The following is a 16,891-nucleotide window of genomic DNA, read 5'->3' on the forward strand; positions in this document are numbered from 1 at the left end:
CGATGGCGCCCTCGGACAGGGAGAACAGCTCGCGCAGCGCGGCGCGGCGAAGCGGCGGCGGGCGGCGGCGGACGTGCCCGTGATTCCAAGCGTGAAGCCGGGCAAGCTGACGCGGACCAGCTACGACGCCCCGCGCGAGCCGCTGCCGGCGCTGAGCTTCACCTTCGACGCCCCTGCCGCCGACGGCGCGGTGCTGCGGCAGTTGGGGGCGCCGGCGTCCTGGAGCGCGGAGGCCGCGCCTGGGGAGGTGCTCGCGCCCCCGGTCCGCGCGGCGGCGGAGCGGGCGCGGCGCATCGCGCTCCAGGAGCCAGGGGATGCGGACGCGCCGGCCAAGGCGCCGCGGGGCCGGAGCCGCGCGAAGCCGCCAGCGCCTCGCGCGAAACGTGGGAAGCGCGGCTGAGGGGCGGCCCGCGCGGCGAGGCCGTGGGGGTGGTGACGGGAGTCACCAGGGCACGAACGCCTGTCACCAGCTCGCGCGCACGCGGCGGGGCCGTGGCGCCACCCGCGGCCCGCAACCGCTGGGATTGACAGGGCCTCCCGGGTGCGGCCCCTGTCGCTTCGGCTGGCCCGGGAGTTGCTGTTGGATTCAGCAAGCTTCCCCGTTAACTCCTCAACCCCATCGACTTCAGGAGTCCCTCCCATGAAAGGCATCAAGCTCGGCGGCTTGTTCAAGAGCCCCTCCGTCCCCAAGAGCCCCGCGGCCTCTGGCAGCGGGACGAACAAGCCGAGCGCCCCTCCGCCCGTGGAGTCGAAGCCCACGCCCAAGCCGAGCCCCATCCAGGACGGGTTCGACGCGCCGGGCAGCACGCCCTCCACCAGCAAGGTGAACACCCCGCCCACGCAGCAGCCGGGCAAGGACGTCACCTCGTCGTTCGGCGCGAACCCGCTGGGCTACTCGGGGCAGAACGTGCTGAACGCCTACAACATGTTCCCGGGCGGCGCGCCCCAGGGCGTGGCCCTGCCCACCGCGCAGAAGCCCTTCGTCAACGCCAATGACTCGAAGGTGACGCTCAACGCCCACCAGCACCAGGGGAACACGAACCTGTCCGTGTCGCCCGCCGGTGGCCAGGGCATCCCCGCGCACTACATGCACTACCTCTCCACGGGCGAGGGCAAGTTCGCGGGCATCCAGGGCGTGCCGCTGCACCCGCGTCCGGGCGAGCCGAACACGGTGGTGACGGGCGCGCTCAACGGCTGCGCCGTCCACGCCCTGCACGACACGAAGAACAACAACCTGTCCTTCCTCCACCACGCGGACTACTCGAAGAACGGCAAGGCGGAGCTGGACGGCTTCCTCTCGCAGCACCCGAACCTCAGGCCGGCGGGGAGCCTCACGCCTGGCGACTATTCGCACCCCACCGGCAAGTACGGCGACCCGACGGGCGCCACGCCCTTCATCCAGTACTCCCAGGGGGCCGGCGGCCAGCCGGGGCAGTGGAACATCGTCGGTCAGCTCAACACCTACAAGAACGGTGGCACCCCGGGTGGCCGCCCCGAGCTGATGCGCCCCACGGACCTCCAGGTGCCCTTCATGCAGACCGTCCCGGTGGACGTGCCCTGAGCCGCCGCCGGGCTCGCCGTTGAGTAGCGGCTCGCCCTGGCCATCCGTTGGATTCCCGCCGCGCCGCCGCCGCGTCCGTTCATGAAGCCACACCGGGAGGTGGCCTCCCGGTGCCATGCGCCGCTTCGTGCATAGGGTGCGCACGACGCATGGCCACCCTGGACTCCTCAGCTCCCTCCTGGCTCACGCGCGGTGCGCTGTTCAGCGGCAAGCTGCTCGTCATCGCCGCGGCGGTGGTGGCGCTCGTGCTGCTGCTGGCGCGGCTCTACCTCATCGTCCTGCCGACCGTGGTGGCGCTGCTGCTGTCGACCTTGCTGTATCCCCCCGTCCGGTGGCTGTCCGCCCACCGGGTGCCCCGGGCGCTCGCGACGGTGCTGGCGCTGCTGGCGCTGCTCCTGGTGGGGGCGGCGGGGATGTTCCTGCTCGTGCCCCGCATCGTCCAGCAGGTCAGCGCGGCGGGTTCGAACGTGCAGGCGGGGTTGGACGGCCTCCTCGACTGGATGACGCAAAAGCTCCCCGTGTCTCGGGAGCAGCTTGACGGCCTGTTCGAGCAGGGGCTCGACTTCTTGAAGTCGAACGTCGGGCGCATCACCACCGGCGTCCTCGCGGGCGCCAACTTCGCGGCGCAGGCCGTGGCGGGCGCGCTGCTGACGCTGGCGTTGCTGTTCTTCTTCGTGAAGGACACCGAGCGGCTCGGGGGCTGGGTGCTGGCGCGGGCGTCTCCGGAGCGCAGGGACACGGTGCGCGCGGTGGGCCTGCGCGCCTGGAAGACGCTCAGCGGCTACCTGCGCGGCGTCGTCATCATCGCGCTGGTGGACGCGGTGGGCATCGGCGCGGGCCTGGCCATCATCGGCGTGCCGCTGGTGCTCCCGCTGGCGGCGCTCACCTTCGTGGGCGGGTTCTTCCCCGTCATCGGCGCCACCCTGGCGGGCGGGGTCGCGGTGCTGGTGGCTCTCATCACCAACGGGCCGCTCGACGCGCTCCTGGTCCTGGCCGTGGTGCTGGGCGTGCAGCAACTGGAGGGCAACGTCCTGGAGCCCGTGGTGATGGGGCGCGCGGTGCCGCTGCACCCGGTGGTCATCCTGCTGTCCATCACCGCCGGGGGCGTGCTCTTCGGCGTGGCCGGGGCCTTCCTCTCCGTGCCCGTCGCCGCGGTCCTCTCCGCCGCGGGCAACGAGCTGCGCCTGCGCGACGAGGCGCGCGTCCTGGAGAAGCCCTCGACGATTGCACCGCCGTGAGCCGGCGGCGGCGTCAGGGGAAGTGGTCCACCACCTGGGCGTTGGACCACGGATGCGCGCGGGTGTGGCCGGGCCGTGAGCCGGGGTACTTGGACATGCCCGTCTCGTTGCCCAGGATGAGGCACACCGGGTACTCGCTGCCGTCCGGGGTCCTCACGCGCGTGTAGCGGCCCTGGATTTTCTCGCCGCCCGTCCAGATGCGCCCGTAGAGGAGCGTGTTGGCTGGGAGGCGGTCCATGGGCTCGTCGAGCCGGCTGGTGATGGGGCCGTCGCTGACGACGATGCTGTAGTTCGTCTGGTACGAGTCGTCCGGCTGCTGAAGGTCGAGTTGGATGTGCCCGCGGGACCTCAGGTCGAGCCCGAGCTGACGCATGGACTCCAGGGCTTCGGAGGGGCAGCGCGCGGGCTCGGGCCGGACCTGCGTGCTTGAGCAGGCATTGAGGCTGGCCGCGGTGAATGCAGCCAGAAGGTAGCGGTGGAGTCGGGGGACACAGCGCGCGTGTGGCTCGGTCGTGGACATGGCAGCTCCCGGCCATGGCGGCGCGGCGGTGGAAAACGGAAGGGCCGTGGCGGGTGCGCCAGTGTCGGCTGGTCCTTGGGTCCGCGCCAGTTGCTGAACAGGAAGGGACGGAGCGGGCGCGCCATGCGGCGGGCCCAGGCGCATCAGTCCCCAGGCCATGCACGCAACCAACATCAGACCTCCAGCGACTCGCATCCACCGGCTCTTGGGCCGCGCCCCCGGCGGGCTTGCTGTCTCCATGCGAGGTTGCGTCTGGACCTCGGAGAACACCCGGCGTCGCAGCCAGCGGCCCATGCGATGGTGCTGGACCCGTGCCGCGCGCAGGGCGCTCGCATGGAGGAGGGCCGCTTCTTCACCTGGTGCCACGGGGCCCCAGGTGTCCTCGTCGCGTGTCGTGCGGGTCGCCGTGGAGGGCCCCTCGTACCAGCCGAACAGCGGGACGTCCCAGTCCGGTCCCGCGTGCGCCTGGGCCTGTTGGACTTCCCGGGCGAACGCTCCCGCGCTGTGCGGACGGGCCTCGGGGGCGAACGCGAGCAGTCCCTCAATCCAGTGGGCGAGCGGCTCGGGGACTCGCGGGTTGAGGGCACGCAAGGTGGCGGAGGTCACTGGGGCGTGCGCCGTGTCCAGGACGAGCGGTGGGTACTGCTCCACCACCAGCCGGTGAAAGGTGACGCCCACCGCATACAGCTCGTCCGCCACTGTGTAGGGGTAGTTCGTGGCGGGGGCGGTCTGCCGCGGAGCCTTCATGCTCCAGAGGATGGCCTGGGGGCTGCGATAGGGCCCGGTCCCTGGCGGCAGCCGCGCGGCGGAGGTGATCGGGGCGGCACGGGGATGCCAGCCCGCGCCCCAGTCCAGCACCACCAGCCTCCCGTGCTCCTCGACGCGGAGGTTCTCCCCCTTGAAGTCGCGGTGAAGCACCTGCTTGCGATGCGCGGCGTCCAAGGCCCACGCGGCCTGCACCAGCAGTCCGGCGACGTGCCGCGCCGTCGGATTGCGCGCCCGAGACCAGTCATACAGCGTGTTGCCTCGCACATGCTCCATCACGAGGTAGGGATAGGCGGAGGCCCCTGCGCGCCAGGTTCCCGTCGCTTGCAGCCGCACCACGCCCGGGTGACGAAGCAGGTGAAGCGTCCGTGCCTCGCGCTGGAAGCGGGGGTCGCCGGGGGCGTGGGCCAGCTTGAGCGCGTAGCTGCGGCCTTCGGGGCGCGAGCGCACTTCATACACCGTGCCGTTGCCACCGCCTCCGATGCGGCGCTCCACCCGCCAGCCCTCCACGCGGGTGCCGGAAGGCAGGGCCTGTGGAGACAGCACGAGGGGGCCTGGGGTAGCTGCGTTCGACTCCAGTCGCATGACGGATTCCTTCAAGGCTGCCGAGCACGTCTACGGTTTCAGGTGCGCCCAGCGCGCGCCGCGGCGCCGGCCCGTGTCCCAAAGCTCCAGCGCGTAGGCGGGTGGCGGGCGCGTGGGGGCGGGCCACTGCACGACAGCGATTGCGCTCTGTCCGGGTCGCAGACGCGGCTCCTTCAACAGCAGGGGCAGCTCCATCGTGTCGCCTGTTGGGCGCCCCTTCGTGTCCAGCGCTGTCAGCCGCGCGATGCCCGGCTGCCAGGGCGCCTCGCCCGGTGGGTTCTCCAACTTCACCGCGAGCGCCACCCACGCGCCGGAGCGATAGCTGCGAAGCTTGAGGACCTTGAGCCCCGCTTCGCCGACTGGGTCATCCATCCACTTGAAGAGAACCCTCTCGTGGCCAATGGCGCCGGAGAGGATGGCGCTCGCGAGCCCCGGTTGTGGCAGCGGCCGACGCGCCGTGGCCAGCCGGGCCTCCAGCAGTGCGTTGCGCTCACGCAACGCCACCAGCTCGGCTTCCAGTTGGGCCACGGTGGCGGGGTGGCGCCGGACGTCGACGACCGAGTCCACCACGTTGCCTTCGGTGGTCAGCTCCAGGACGAGCCGCTGTGGCGCGGCTGCGTCCGTGAAGCGCAGCACCAGGGGCGGGACGCCCTTGGCTGGGATGGCGACGGCGGGCTGGAGCAGCAGGTGCGTCCCGGTGACGTCCAGCCGGGAGAACAGGCCGCGCAGGGCCTCGGGCAGCTCACCTTCCAGCGCGGCGTCCGAGTCGAGCAGCACGGTCGTCACCGCGCCGGGCGCCAGCCGGAGCCGCTGGACGGGCTCACCCGCGCCCGCGCTCAGGGCCACGGCCCGCTCGACACGCCGCCAGCGTTTCGTGTTCGGCGTCTGGGCCAGCGCCGCCGAACCCAACAGGAGCACCACCGCCGTCATCACCAACGAGCCAGGGGGGAACACGCAGGGGCAACCTCCAGGGTTCTAACCTACTCGACAGGGATGACACGGCGGGACGCCTGAACGCGCCTCCGTCTGGCACCTTGGAATGGGCGATGTCTACCTGAAAGGTAGTCAGGTTCGCGCAGGACGTTCAGCGGTCGTCGGGGATACCTCCGCCACACGCCGGAAGAAAAAGCACCGGGCCCGCGATGGGGTGCCCCGCGTGTTGGCGTCTTCCACTTCGAGCGCCGCCTTCCATACCCCTGGAGAGGTATCCACCGCCGTCCCTGGCGTCGCTATGAGGGAACGTCATGGGAGAGCAGAGCGCGTCTCGGCTGGAGGGCGACCGCTATCAGCACCTGCTGAGCTGGTACGAGCTGCTCCGGCTGCTCGACGCGGGCAGTCCCTTCTCGCACGGCTATGTCGAGCACCCGGCGGCGGGCTCGGCGGACGACGTGACGCTGCACGCCCGGCCCGGTGTCGGCGTGGCCAGCCGGTACATGCAGGTGAAGTGGCACGTCGACCACCGGGACACCTATTCCCTGGCGGGGTTGGTGACGCCGCCTCGTGTGGGCCGCTCCCTGCTGCGGAAGCTGCTGGAGAGCTGGCTGGTGCTGCGGCCCCTGGGGCCCGTCGAAGTCTGGCTGTTGAGCAACTGGGCGTCGGCGTCGGACCTGGGGCGCTATCTGCATGGCAGGGACCACTGCTTCACCGACGCGTTCTTCGTCCAGCCGCAGCGAGGCGCCCTGAAGGCGCACTGGGCGGCGTGGGAGCAAGGGCTCGGGGTGCCGGCCGAGACGCTGCGGGCGTTCTGCAAGGACTTGCGCTTGCGACTCGGCGTGGGCGGCATCGCCGACGTAGAGGAGCAGGTGGACGACCGGATGGGGCGGCTGGGCCTGCGCATGGGACGGCAGCCGCGAGCCATCGCGATGGACGGGCTCCGGGAGTGGATTGAGGTCGGTGGCGGCAGGAAGTACGTCACCCCGGAGTCGCTGCGGGAGGCCCTGCGCGCGTGGGGGCTGCTGGCCTCACGCGAGGACGCGCCCACCGTGAGCCTCTGGATTCATGGGTGGGCGCGGCGCGTGTGGGAGCAGCCACCCACCGAGGAGTTGGACTGGACGCCGCACTACGACCGCGACACGCGGACGGTGCCGTCGGAGGCGGTGTGGCGGGACGCGCTGCTGCCTTCGCTGCTGGCCGCGCGACAGCGACTGTCGAGGCGGCCTGACGGCGCGTTGATTGACCTGCGGGGCAAGCTGCCGCTGAGCACGGTGCTGGCGGTGGGCTTCCACTTCCCGGAGGTGGGCGGCTACCGCTTCCGCGTCGAGCAGCCCACGCGAGGGGAGACCTTCTTGTGGCGCTCGGACGCGAAACCGTCCTCGCGCAGGTTGCGGGTCACCGGGCACGAGGGCGACGCGGACGCCACGGGGTTGCTGGTGGTGTTCCAGTTGACGGGGGACGCGCGCGCGGACGTGGAGCGCTTCATGGCCGAGCGGCCGGGGCACTTCCGCGCTGTGCTCTACCTGGAGCCGGAGGACGGGCCGCATGACGGCGCCGTGGGCTCGGCCGCGGACGCGGTGGCCTTCGCCGTCCAGGCGCGTGAGCAGCTCCGGCGCGCGCGCAACGAGCTGCGCACGGCGAGCACGCACCTCATCCTCTACGCCCCCGCCGCGTGCTGCGTGTTCCTGGGGCAGCGGCTCAACGCCGTGGGCCCCGTCGTGTCCTACGAGCGCACCGGGGATGGGCGCTACGCGCCCGCGCTCACGCTGCAGACGGGGTGAACGTCATGCCGCCGATTCCAGCCCACACGCCTTGTTCTGAGTGCAGCACCCTCCGGAGAGGTCCTTCACATGCCTGCCATTGACCTGCTGTTCCCCGTTCAGGGCGGCCCGGTGCCGATTGACCATGCCTATCCCCTGTTTTCTTCGCTCTCCCGTCGCGTTCCCGGACTGCATGAACGCAAGGATGTGGGGGTCTTCAATCTGCGCGGGACCCGGATGGATAGGCAATGGCTCCGGATGGAGAGCGGTACGCTGCGGTTACGCTGTGGCCCGGAGGCGCTCCCGGACCTCCTGGCGCTGGCTGGGAGCTCGCTGGCGCTCGCGGGCCAGGCGCTGCGCTTGGGAATGCCCACCGTCTACCCGCTGCTGGCGACACCGACGACGCTCTCGGCGCGAATCGTCACCTTCAAGCACGCGATGGACGAGGCGACGTTTCAGGCCTCCACGCTGAGATTCATGGCGGCGCTGGGGTGTTCCGGGACGCCCTATGTGGGGCGGCGGCGCATGGTCGCCATCGCCGGGAGCAAGGTGATCGGCTTCGCGCTCACCGTGAGCGGGCTGTCACCCGAGTCCTCCCTGGTGCTCCAGGAGCGGGGACTCGGCGGACGGCGTCACATGGGCTGTGGCCTCTTCCTGCCCCCACGTCTTCCCGTGGCCTTGAATGCGGCGGAGGGCGAGGCGGCGGGGAACTCCATGTGATGGCGGCTACGCACCTGCTGGCCAAGGGCGTCCGGCAGGGCGCCGCCCCCGTCACGCTCAATGTGATGCCGAGAGGCATTGGGCAACTTCATCCGAGGCTCATCGTTACGGCTTGGTCCAGCCATGCGCGCAGCGCCTCGCCTTCAATCCGGACGGGCGCGTTCTCGTGACCGAGATCAACCCAGGAGGCTTGGGCCGCCTGTAATCCGACGGCGCCGTGGAGCGCTGCCCCGGAAAGCCGCGCGCCATGAAGGACCGCACCTTCCAGAAGTGCGCCTCGGAGATTCGAGGACGCGAGGTTGGCGTTGACCAGGTAGGCGCCGCGAAGGTCCGCGCATTGAAGGTCCGCGCCTTGGAGATCTGCTTCGTAGAAGCTGGCTCGGAGCGCGTTCACATGCGTCAGAATGGCCCCGCGAAGCACCGCATGGTCCAGGTTGGCCTTTGAAAGCTGCGTCCTGGAGAGGCTGGCATTGATGAAAGATGCGGACGCCAGGTTGGCGTGGGCGAGCTTCGCCATGTCCAGACTGCATCCATCCAGGCGTGTCCCAGGGAGCGCGGCCTCCGATAGATCTCGCGACGACAGGTCGAGTGAGGACAAGTCAGCGTCCTCCAGGTGGAGACGCTTGCCTTGCTGTCCCACGGAACGCAGCCATTCCGCATGCCAAGCCAAGGCCTTGATGAGCTCCGAATTCATGGTCGCACTCTGGTTTAGTTGAGAAGTCATGGGTTCAACACACGCGCTGCACGGCGAAATTTTCGGGCCGACTCCGAGGCTGGCTGCTCACCGCGTGTCCTCAATAGGCCATGCTTTCGCGCATGGCCAATGCCGTTGGCGTGAACAAGATGTCCGGCACCCGTTCACGCAACCGCGAGTACTCGGGTCGTGCCTTCAAGTAGGCATGTTGCTCTGGGAGCGCGGACAGGTCGACAGCGGGGTAGAAGTGACCAACGCTCGCCCACGTTGCGCCACAACCAGGGCACGCCGAGAGCCCTGGCAGCTTCCACCGGTGTGTTGCGTTGAAGTCGCCATTGTAGCGGGAAGTCGCGGCGGTATCTTCAACGAGCCAGTAGTAGCGAGTCATTCGTCCGAAGAGTCAATCCTGGTTGTACTCCTTGCGCCACGCTGCCCTCCGCAATCCGCGGTTGCATCGAAAAATGGCGGCGGATGCGAACTTTCTACTGATCTTGTTTTGCCTGAGTTGCTCGTTGACGCAAGCTGAACCACCTGACAGTGCTCGTGCATGCAGTCAACGGGAGGTCGCACCCACCACATGCACACGTCAACCCATTCAAAGTCGTTCCGCTCATCCAATCCCAGCCGGAGCGCCTTCCTGAGCGCCGCCGCGTTCACCGCCGCGCTGGCGCTGAACCTGGCACCCACCGTCGCCCACGCCCAGGTGTCACGGACGCTGAGCACGCCGTCCCCGTCACCGCAGGCGCAGAAGGTCTTCGACCTCCTGGTGACGCTGGAGAACAACAGCCGCAACGGCGTCTCGAAGCAGACCATCATGGGGCAGCACTGCGAGGCGCAGAAGGAGCGCTACGCGGGCGAGTACTGGGTGCGGGTGGGCGATATCGCGGGGCGCCGTCCAGGCTTCGTGGAGTTCGACTTCGGGCCGGGCAACTACGGGCCCACGTACCAGGCGCCCTATGTGGACACGTCGGTGGGCTTCGCGCGCGACCGCTTCCTCTTCGGCGAGGGCATCGTCGGCTTCAGCTTCCACCAGTCCTATCCGGGCGCATCGGTGAAGAGCTGGGAGAACAACTTCCGGCAATCGTGGATGGATTCCAACTGGTTCGGCCGGGTCATCAACTGGCAGGCGAACACGGCGGAGTACCGCGCGCTCCTGGCGGACCTGTCCTTCGCGGCGGACAAGCTCACCATCCTGAAGCAGCTCAACGTGCCGGTGCTGTACCGCCCGTTCCACGAGATGAACAAGCGCCCCAACGCGTCACCGTTCTGGTGGTCCAACCAGGACCCGGCCCAGTACCGGCAACTGTGGGTCATCATGCATGACTACCTGGTGAAGACGCGCGGGTTGGACAACCTCCTCTTCGTCTGGTCGCCCTACGAGTGGGACGGCACCTACGGCGGTGACCCCTGGAGCTACTACCCGGGCGACGACCGCGTGGACGTGGTGGCGGTGGACATCTACCACGGCAATCCCTACTTCCCGGACCGCTTCTACACGGACCTGGGCTCGCGCTACCGCAAGCCGCGCATGCTGGCGGAGACAGACAAGCTCCCGGTGCGCTGGGGCGACAGCCGCTACGCCACCGTGTCGGAAATCGACGCGCGGCCGTGGGTCCTCTGGTCCGTGTGGGGCGACACGCTGCTCTACAACGTGGGCACCACCACGCTGAATGACTGGAACGTGTCCAGCAACCACAAGGCCATCCGCGACAGCTACAGCTACCACGACGGCAGCCTATGGCGCGTGCTCACCGGCGGCTCCAACCCCACGTACAACTGGGGCGCGCTGCGCTGAATCGCGGGCCCTGAGCGAGAAGGCGGCTCAGGCGCCCGCGGCGGCGACCTCGGCCCAGAGCGTGTCGCCCTCCAGCACCTGGTTCAGCGGCGCGCGCCGCTCGGAGACGCGCAGCAGCACGGCGGCGAGCTGGTCCAGGTGGATGGGCCGCATGTTCCGCAACGGAGGCAGGCGGGTGAGGGCGCGCAGCACGGGATGGATGTGGTGGTACTCGCCCTCGAAGGCGGGCGGGCGCACCACCGTCCACGGGATGCCGCTGTCGCGCACCAGTCGCTCCGCCTCCGCCTTGGCCTTGAGGTACGCGCCCACCGGCCGGCCCGCGCCCACCGAGCTGAGCAGCACCAGGTGGTCCACGCCCGCGCGCTTCGCCGCTGCCACGAGCTGCCGCGTGGTGCCGATGTCGCTCGTCTCGTAGGTGTCGCCAGCGCTGAAGCGCTTGCGCATGGTGCCAATCAACTGGAGCACTGTGGTGCAGCCGCGCATCATCTCCACCAGCATCTCGCCGTCAGACAGCTCCACGACGGCCTTGTGGGGCCAGGGGCGGACCCTGTCGCTGTCCGCGCTCTTCGGCCGTACGTGCGCGAGGACAGGCGGCGCACCGCGCGCCAGCGCCTGTCGCATCAGCGTGCGGCCCGTGGCGCCCGTGGCGCCAGCGACGAAGAGATGACGAGAGGGCGTGTTCATGGCGGACCCCAGCGGAAGACGGACGGCACGTCGAGCGAGCCCGCGAGATGACGCGGGCCGCCGCCTCTTCATCACACTGCGTCCGACGAGCCCAGCGCGGCGTGGCGCTCCGTGTCGGATGAGGCACACGCCGCGGCGCCAGTCCGGGTGTTGAACAACCATCAAATGACAGAGTCACCCACCTGGTATGCGCTGACCTGCCGGCCCGTGGTGGTGGCGGGCTTCGATGGGGGCGCTTCCTGGCGGGGCTGGAGGCCAGCGGGGGCAAACATCCCGGAGGGAGGGCGAGGAGGCGGTGTACGACATCGCTTGGAGCTGAGCATTGACGGATGGGGCGTGCTAGTGACGGCCTGAAATGTCGACGCCTTCGCCCACCCCCTCTTCGTCCACGGGTTTCTCGGACACCCAGGCCCAGCTCTCCGCCACCCTCCGCGCGCTGTCCGCGCGGCTGCCTGAATCCCTGACGGTGCGGGAGCTGATGCAGGCGTGTGGCGAGCAAGGCCTGCTGCTGTTCTGCTGCATCCTGACCTTCCCCTTCCTGCTGCCCGTGTCGATTCCGGGCGTGTCCACGGTGTTCGGGCTGCTCATCGTCCTCATCGGCGTGGGCGTGACGTTCAACCGGACGCCCTGGCTGCCCCGCAAGCTGCTGGACAAGCCGCTGCTGCGCACCAACCTGGCGCCGGCGTTGGACAAGGGCGCGGAGGTCTTCACCAGGTACGTGGACAAGATGAGCAAGCCGCGGCTGCTGGCGCTCACGCACGGCGCCAGCACCAACCGCTTCAACGGCTTCATGCTCTTCTTCGCGGGCGTGCTGCTGATGATGCCGTTCGGCCTGATTCCCTTCAGCAACACGCTGCCCGCGCTGGCCGCGCTCTTCTTCGCCATCGGCATCCTGCAGCGCGACGGCTACTTCATCCTCATGGGGCATGGGATGACGGTGGGGTCGCTCACCTACTTTACCGTCATCATCTACGGTGCCGTGCAGGGGGGCCGCACCCTGGCCAGCGTCTTCGGCGGGGGCTGAGCCCGTGCCTGGGTAGTGGCTGACCTGCCGCCCAGGCTCGCCTTCCTTGCCCGGTGCGCCGGGCCTGCCGGTGTGTCGGGAATCAGTCCTACCGCCGCCGGGGGTTCCCGTTATCATCGGCGCGGGCGGCCCCCCTTGATGCGTCAATCTCCTCACGAAACCCGGCACCCGCCGGAGGATGCGGCGCGTCGCCACGCGGAGGGCGAGGTCGTGGGCGGCCGTTACCGCATCCTCGACTTCCTGGGCCGGGGCGGTGCGGGCACGGTGTGGCGCGCGCAGGACCTGCTGGCGGGCCCCGTCGCGGTGAAGCGGCTGCACCAGACGCTGGAGGACCTGGCGCGGCTGCCCCGGCTGCCCGAGGGCGAATACACCCCGTCTTCCATTGCCCGACACGAGCTGGCGCTGTCGCTGGCGCACGAGTTCCAGACGCTCGCCTCGCTGCGCCACCCGCACGTCATCAGCGTGCTGGACTACGGCTTCGACGCCGAGCATCGGCCCTACCTGGCCATGGACCTGCTGGAGGACGCGCGGCACCTGGTGCAGGCGGGCACGGGGCAGCCCTTGCGCGTGCAGGTGGGGCTGCTGGTGCAGACGCTGATGGCGCTGGCGTACCTGCACCGGCGCGGCATCATCCACCGCGACCTCAAGCCCGCCAACGTGCTGGTGGCCCACGGGCAGGTGAAGGTGCTGGACTTCGGCCTGGCGGTGGGGCGCGAGCACGTCCACCGGGCGCAGCCGGGCGGCACGCCGGGCTACCTGGCGCCGGAGCTGTTCGAGGACCAGCCGCCCTCGGAGGTGACGGACCTCTTCAGCGTGGGCGCCATGGCCAGCCAGATGATGTTCGGCCGGCTGCCGCATGCCGGACAGGTGCCCTCGCCGCCGGACTTCCCGCCCGCGCTGAAGGCCGTGCTGGAGCGGCTGGTGTCGCCGGACCCGAAGCTGCGGCCCCGCGACGCGGACGCGGTGATTGCCGAGCTCTGCGCCGCCACCGGTGAGCCGCTGCCGCCCGAGTCCGCCGCCGCGCGCGAGAGCTTCCTCCAGGCCGCGCGCTACGTGGGCCGGGTGGCGGAGCAGGCGCGGCTGTCCACCGTGCTGGAGTCGGCGATGGTGGGCCGCGGCGGCGCGTGGCTGGTGGGTGGGGAGAGCGGCGTGGGCAAGTCGCGGCTGCTGGAGGAGCTGCGCGCGCTGGCGCTGGTGAAGGGCGCGGTGGTGCTGCGGGGCCAGGGCGTGGCGGCGGGCGGCAGCCCATACCAGGAGTGGCGCCCGGTGCTGCGCTGGCTGGCCATCCTCACCACGCTGAGTGAGCGCGAGGCCAGCATCCTCAAGCCGCTGGTTCCGGACCTCGAGGCGCTGCTGGGGCACCCCGTCGCGGACCCCGCCGAGGTGGGCGCGGACATGGTGCAGGCGCGGCTGCTCCAGGTGGTGGAGGACGTGTTCGCGCGGCTGGCCCAGCCCGTGGTGGTGGTGCTGGAGGACCTGCACTGGGCGGGCGATGAGTCGCTGCATCTGCTCTCACGGCTCGCCACGCGGGCGGTGGCGCTGCGCCTGTTGTTCATCGGCAGCTTCCGTGACGATGAGGCGCCCGCGCTCCCCTCGGCGCTGCCGGGCCTGTCGCTGCTGCGGCTGCCTCGGCTGGACGCCCGGGAGGTCTCCATCCTCAGTGAGTCCATGATGGGCGCCCCCGGAGCCCGGCCGCACCTGGTGGACCTGCTGCTGCGCGAGACGGAGGGCAACCCCTTCTTCCTCGTGGAGGTGGTGCGGGCGCTGGCGGAGGAGGCGGGAGGGCTGGACCGGCTGGGTGACATGGCGCTGCCGGAGCGCGTCTTCGCTGGCGGCGTGCGCAGGCTGGTGCAGCGGCGGCTGGAGAAGGTGCCGGTGCCGTCGCGCGAGCTGCTGCAGGTGGCCGCCATCGTCGGGCGGCAGGTGGACGTGCCGCTGCTGCGACGGGCCGCGCCGGAGGTGGACGTGGAGCGCTGGCTGACGGACTGCGCGGCGGCGGCGGTGCTGGACGTGGCGGATGGGCGCTGGCGCTTCGCGCACGACAAGCTGCGCGAAGGGGTGCTGGATGACTTGCCCGTGGATGCGCGGCCCGCGCTGCACCGGCGCGCCGCGCTGGCGATGGAGGCGGCGCACGGGCAGCGCGCGGAGTGGACGGCGGCGCTCACCTACCACTGGGGCATGGCGGGGGATCCGCTGCGGGAGGCGCGCTATGCGCGGCGCGCGGGCGAGGAGGCCCTGCGCGTGGGCGCGTGCCGCGAGGCGCTGCCCTTCCTCACCCGGGCGCTGACACGGGTGACCGAGGTGGGGGGCGACGCGATGACGCTGGGGCACCTGGAGGCGCACCTGGCGGAGACGCGCTTCCAGTTGGGGGAACTCCAGGCCTTTCGTGAGCACGCGGAGCGCGCGCTGCGGCACTTCGGCTGGCCGGTGCCGTCCAGTCGCATGGGCTGGGCGCTGGGGACGCTGGGGCAGGGCCTGCTGCGGCTGGCGCAGAGCTCCCGGCCGGAGGACTACGACGAGGAGACGGAGGAGCGGCGGCGGGTGCGGCGCGTGGCGGGGCGGCTGCTGATGCGGCTGCTCGATGCGTTCATCTATGCGCACCAGGCGCTGCCCGTCCTCTGGTCCGGCCTGCGCGCGTTGAACCTGTGCGAGCCGGCGGGCGCGTCGCCGGAGCTGGCGCGGAGCTACACGAGCATGGCGGTGGTGGCGGGCACGCTGCCCATCCGGGCGGTGGCGGAGACGTGGGCCCGCCGCGCGTTGGAGGTGGCCGAGCGCGTGGGCAACCCCGCGGACCTGGCCTTCGTGCTGTGCCGCAACGCCGTGTATGGCGCGTACGTGGCGCGGTGGGCGGAGGCCGAGGCGTGGCTGGAGCGGGCCATGGGCATCGTCGACTCGGTGGGGGACGTGCGGCTGGCGGAGGAGTGCCGCGCGCTGCTGACGGTGGTGTCGTGTTACCAGGGGAAGTTCGCGCGGGGGCTGCCGCTGATGGCGTGGCTGGAGCACTCGGCGCGGCGGCGTGGGGCGCTCCAGACGGAGCACTGGGCCTTGCACTACCAGGCGCACATCCACCTGCGGCTGGGCGACTCCGCGAAGGCGCGCGCCGCGCTGGAGCAGACGCTGGCGTGGACGGAGGCGCAGGGCGGGCAGACGGACCGCATCATCGTGGAGGGGACGCTGGCGCTGCTGCGGCTGCGTGAAGGGGACGCGGAGGGGGCTCGGGCCGCGGCGGAGCAGGCGCTGGCGAAGATGTCGTCCGGCAAGCCGGTGGCGCACTTCGTCTACTTCGGCGTGATGACGGTAGCGGAGGTGCTCCTGACGCTGTGGGAGCGGGGCGCGGAGGCCTCGCTGGTGGCGAGCGCCAAGGCCGCGCGCCGGGAGGCGGAGGTCTTCGCCAAGGTGTTCCCCTTCGGTGAAGCCGCGGCGCGCTTGTGGCGGGGGCGGGAGGCCTGGCTGGACGGCGACGCCACTCGGGCCTTCGAGGCGTGGCGCCGGTGTATCGCCGTCGCGTCGAGGAAGGGCCAGTCCTTCGAGGAGGCCCACGCGCGGCTGGCGCTGGCCAGGCACCTGCCCTCGGAGGACCCGGCGCGAGGTGTCCATCAGCAGCGCGCGGTGGAGTTGTTCACCCGGCTGGGCATGCGGGATGAGCAGGCCCGCGCGGAGGCGCTCGCGCTGTCATGAACGGTGTGCGTGCCCGGGACGTGGCGTCGCTGGCGTGTCCGGCCTGTGGTGGGGCGCTGGTGTTCCACGGGCTCGAGGCGGAGGGCTGCCTCCGCGACGGGTGGCTGCGCTGCGGTGGTTGCGGCGAGGCGTGGCGCGTGGCGCGTGGCATGGCGCGGCTGTATCGCGAGGACGCGGTGCGCGGGACGGACCGGCTGATGCGCGTCCTCTACGATGGGTTGCCGGTGTTGCATGACCCGCTGACGACGGTGCTGACGCCGCTGTTTCAGTCTGTCTCGGAGGCGCGGATGCGCGCCGGGTACATGCGCCGCGTGGCGCTCGGCTCGCTGACGCCGCACGAGGACGGGAGCCCGGTGCGGGTGCTGGAGGTGGGCGTGGGCTCGGGGGCGAACCTGCCGCTCCTGCGTGAGGGCCTGTCGCCGGGGCTCGACGTGGAGGTGTGGGGCGTGGACCTGAGCGAGGGCATGCTCAAGCACTGCAAGCGGCGGCTGCGGTCTGGAGGTTATGCGGGCGTGCGGCTGATGATGGCGGACGCGCACGCGCTGCCGTTCCCGGAGGCGTCGTTCGACCGGGTGTTTCACGTCGGTGGTATTGGCGGCTACCGGGCACCCGAGCGGGCCCTGGCGGAGATGGCGCGCGTGGCGAAGCCGGGCACGCCGCTGGTGGTGGTGGACGAGCAACTGGACCCGGTCTTCCGGCCCTCGCTGTTCCAGCGCGCCGCGTTCCGCGCGATTACGTTCTACTCACGGGAGCCGCACTGCCCCCGGGAGCTGCTGCCCGCGGGCGCGTTCGACGTCACCGAGGAGCAGGTGGCACCGTTCTATTACTGTCTGTCGTTCCGGATTCAGTAAACCTGTGGTGACATGGCTACTTGGTCAATTGAACTGAAAATCGGTTTTTCGTGTTGATACAGGCATGGTAATGAAGATTGCTC

13 protein-coding genes and 1 pseudogene are annotated in these 16,891 nt (G+C 70.6%); 9 read left to right on the forward strand and 5 right to left on the reverse strand.

The genetic code is table 11. The annotated features are described in order from the left end of the window. The 3 genes and pseudogenes from HV824_RS23375 to HV824_RS23385 all read left to right on the forward strand — a co-directional run. Nucleotides 1-400, forward strand: a pseudogene (locus HV824_RS23375) (hypothetical protein); the annotation flags it as partial. A gap of 240 nt (nt 401-640) precedes the next feature. After that, complete coding sequence (locus HV824_RS23380; RefSeq protein ID WP_176424250.1) at nt 641-1,561, forward strand: hypothetical protein; 921 nt, start codon at nt 641-643, stop codon at nt 1,559-1,561. 149 nt (nt 1,562-1,710) lie between these two features. Beyond that, nucleotides 1,711-2,799, forward strand: a complete 1,089-nt coding sequence (locus HV824_RS23385) for an AI-2E family transporter (RefSeq protein ID WP_255208276.1) — start codon at nt 1,711-1,713, stop codon at nt 2,797-2,799. 13 nt (nt 2,800-2,812) lie between these two features. Here the strand turns inward: HV824_RS23385 and HV824_RS23390 are convergent, their stop codons facing one another. Further along, on the reverse strand, nt 2,813-4,669 hold the full coding sequence (locus tag HV824_RS23390; RefSeq protein WP_176424252.1) for a serine/threonine-protein kinase: 1,857 nt from the start codon (nt 4,667-4,669) through the stop codon (nt 2,813-2,815). Nucleotides 4,670-4,699: 30 nt separating this feature from the next. After that, complete coding sequence (locus HV824_RS23395; protein WP_176419724.1) at nt 4,700-5,623, reverse strand: DUF2381 family protein; 924 nt, start codon at nt 5,621-5,623, stop codon at nt 4,700-4,702. Nucleotides 5,624-5,913: 290 nt separating this feature from the next. Here HV824_RS23395 and HV824_RS23400 point away from each other — a divergent pair, with 290 nt between their 5' ends. After that, the gene (locus HV824_RS23400; protein WP_176419723.1) at nt 5,914-7,383 is read left to right on the forward strand and encodes an SAVED domain-containing protein; all 1,470 of its coding nucleotides are present in this window, start codon (nt 5,914-5,916) and stop codon (nt 7,381-7,383) included. A gap of 69 nt (nt 7,384-7,452) precedes the next feature. Then, entirely contained in the window at nt 7,453-8,082 is a 630-nt protein-coding gene (gene cas6, locus HV824_RS23405; protein ID WP_176419722.1) for a type I-MYXAN CRISPR-associated protein Cas6/Cmx6, read from the forward strand. An 88-nt stretch (nt 8,083-8,170) separates the two neighbouring features. Here cas6 and HV824_RS23410 read toward each other — a convergent pair whose 3' ends face one another. After that, nucleotides 8,171-8,776 (reverse strand): pentapeptide repeat-containing protein, encoded by a 606-nt coding sequence (locus tag HV824_RS23410; RefSeq protein ID WP_176419721.1) that lies wholly within the window; start codon nt 8,774-8,776, stop codon nt 8,171-8,173. Nucleotides 8,777-8,876: 100 nt separating this feature from the next. Beyond that, nucleotides 8,877-9,164, reverse strand: a complete 288-nt coding sequence (locus HV824_RS23415; RefSeq protein WP_176419720.1) for a double-CXXCG motif protein — start codon at nt 9,162-9,164, stop codon at nt 8,877-8,879. 189 nt (nt 9,165-9,353) lie between these two features. On the opposite strand from HV824_RS23415, the gene HV824_RS23420 reads away from it, so the two are divergent. Next, nucleotides 9,354-10,571 carry a glycosyl hydrolase gene (locus tag HV824_RS23420; protein ID WP_255208277.1) on the forward strand — a complete coding sequence of 406 codons (1,218 nt, stop codon included), beginning with the start codon at nt 9,354-9,356 and terminating at the stop codon, nt 10,569-10,571. A 27-nt stretch (nt 10,572-10,598) separates the two neighbouring features. Here the strand turns inward: HV824_RS23420 and HV824_RS23425 are convergent, their stop codons facing one another. After that, nucleotides 10,599-11,255, reverse strand: a complete 657-nt coding sequence (locus HV824_RS23425; RefSeq protein WP_176419719.1) for an SDR family oxidoreductase — start codon at nt 11,253-11,255, stop codon at nt 10,599-10,601. A 355-nt stretch (nt 11,256-11,610) separates the two neighbouring features. Here HV824_RS23425 and HV824_RS23430 point away from each other — a divergent pair, with 355 nt between their 5' ends. The 3 genes from HV824_RS23430 (at nt 11,611) to HV824_RS23440 (ending at nt 16,808) form a co-directional block, all read left to right on the forward strand. Further along, nucleotides 11,611-12,279, forward strand: a complete 669-nt coding sequence (locus HV824_RS23430; RefSeq protein ID WP_176419718.1) for an exopolysaccharide biosynthesis protein — start codon at nt 11,611-11,613, stop codon at nt 12,277-12,279. Between the two features lie 138 nt (nt 12,280-12,417). After that, a complete protein-coding gene (locus HV824_RS23435) occupies nt 12,418-15,957 on the forward strand; it encodes a serine/threonine-protein kinase (RefSeq protein WP_255208278.1) in 3,540 nt (1,179 codons plus the stop codon). Next, entirely contained in the window at nt 15,954-16,808 is an 855-nt protein-coding gene (locus tag HV824_RS23440; protein WP_176424253.1) for a class I SAM-dependent methyltransferase, read from the forward strand. The genes HV824_RS23435 and HV824_RS23440 overlap by 4 nt, the downstream gene beginning before the upstream one ends. Nucleotides 16,809-16,891 lie beyond the last annotated feature (83 nt).

This window comes from Myxococcus sp. AM009 (assembly GCF_013372605.1).
Taxonomy (GTDB): domain Bacteria; phylum Myxococcota; class Myxococcia; order Myxococcales; family Myxococcaceae; genus Myxococcus; species Myxococcus vastator.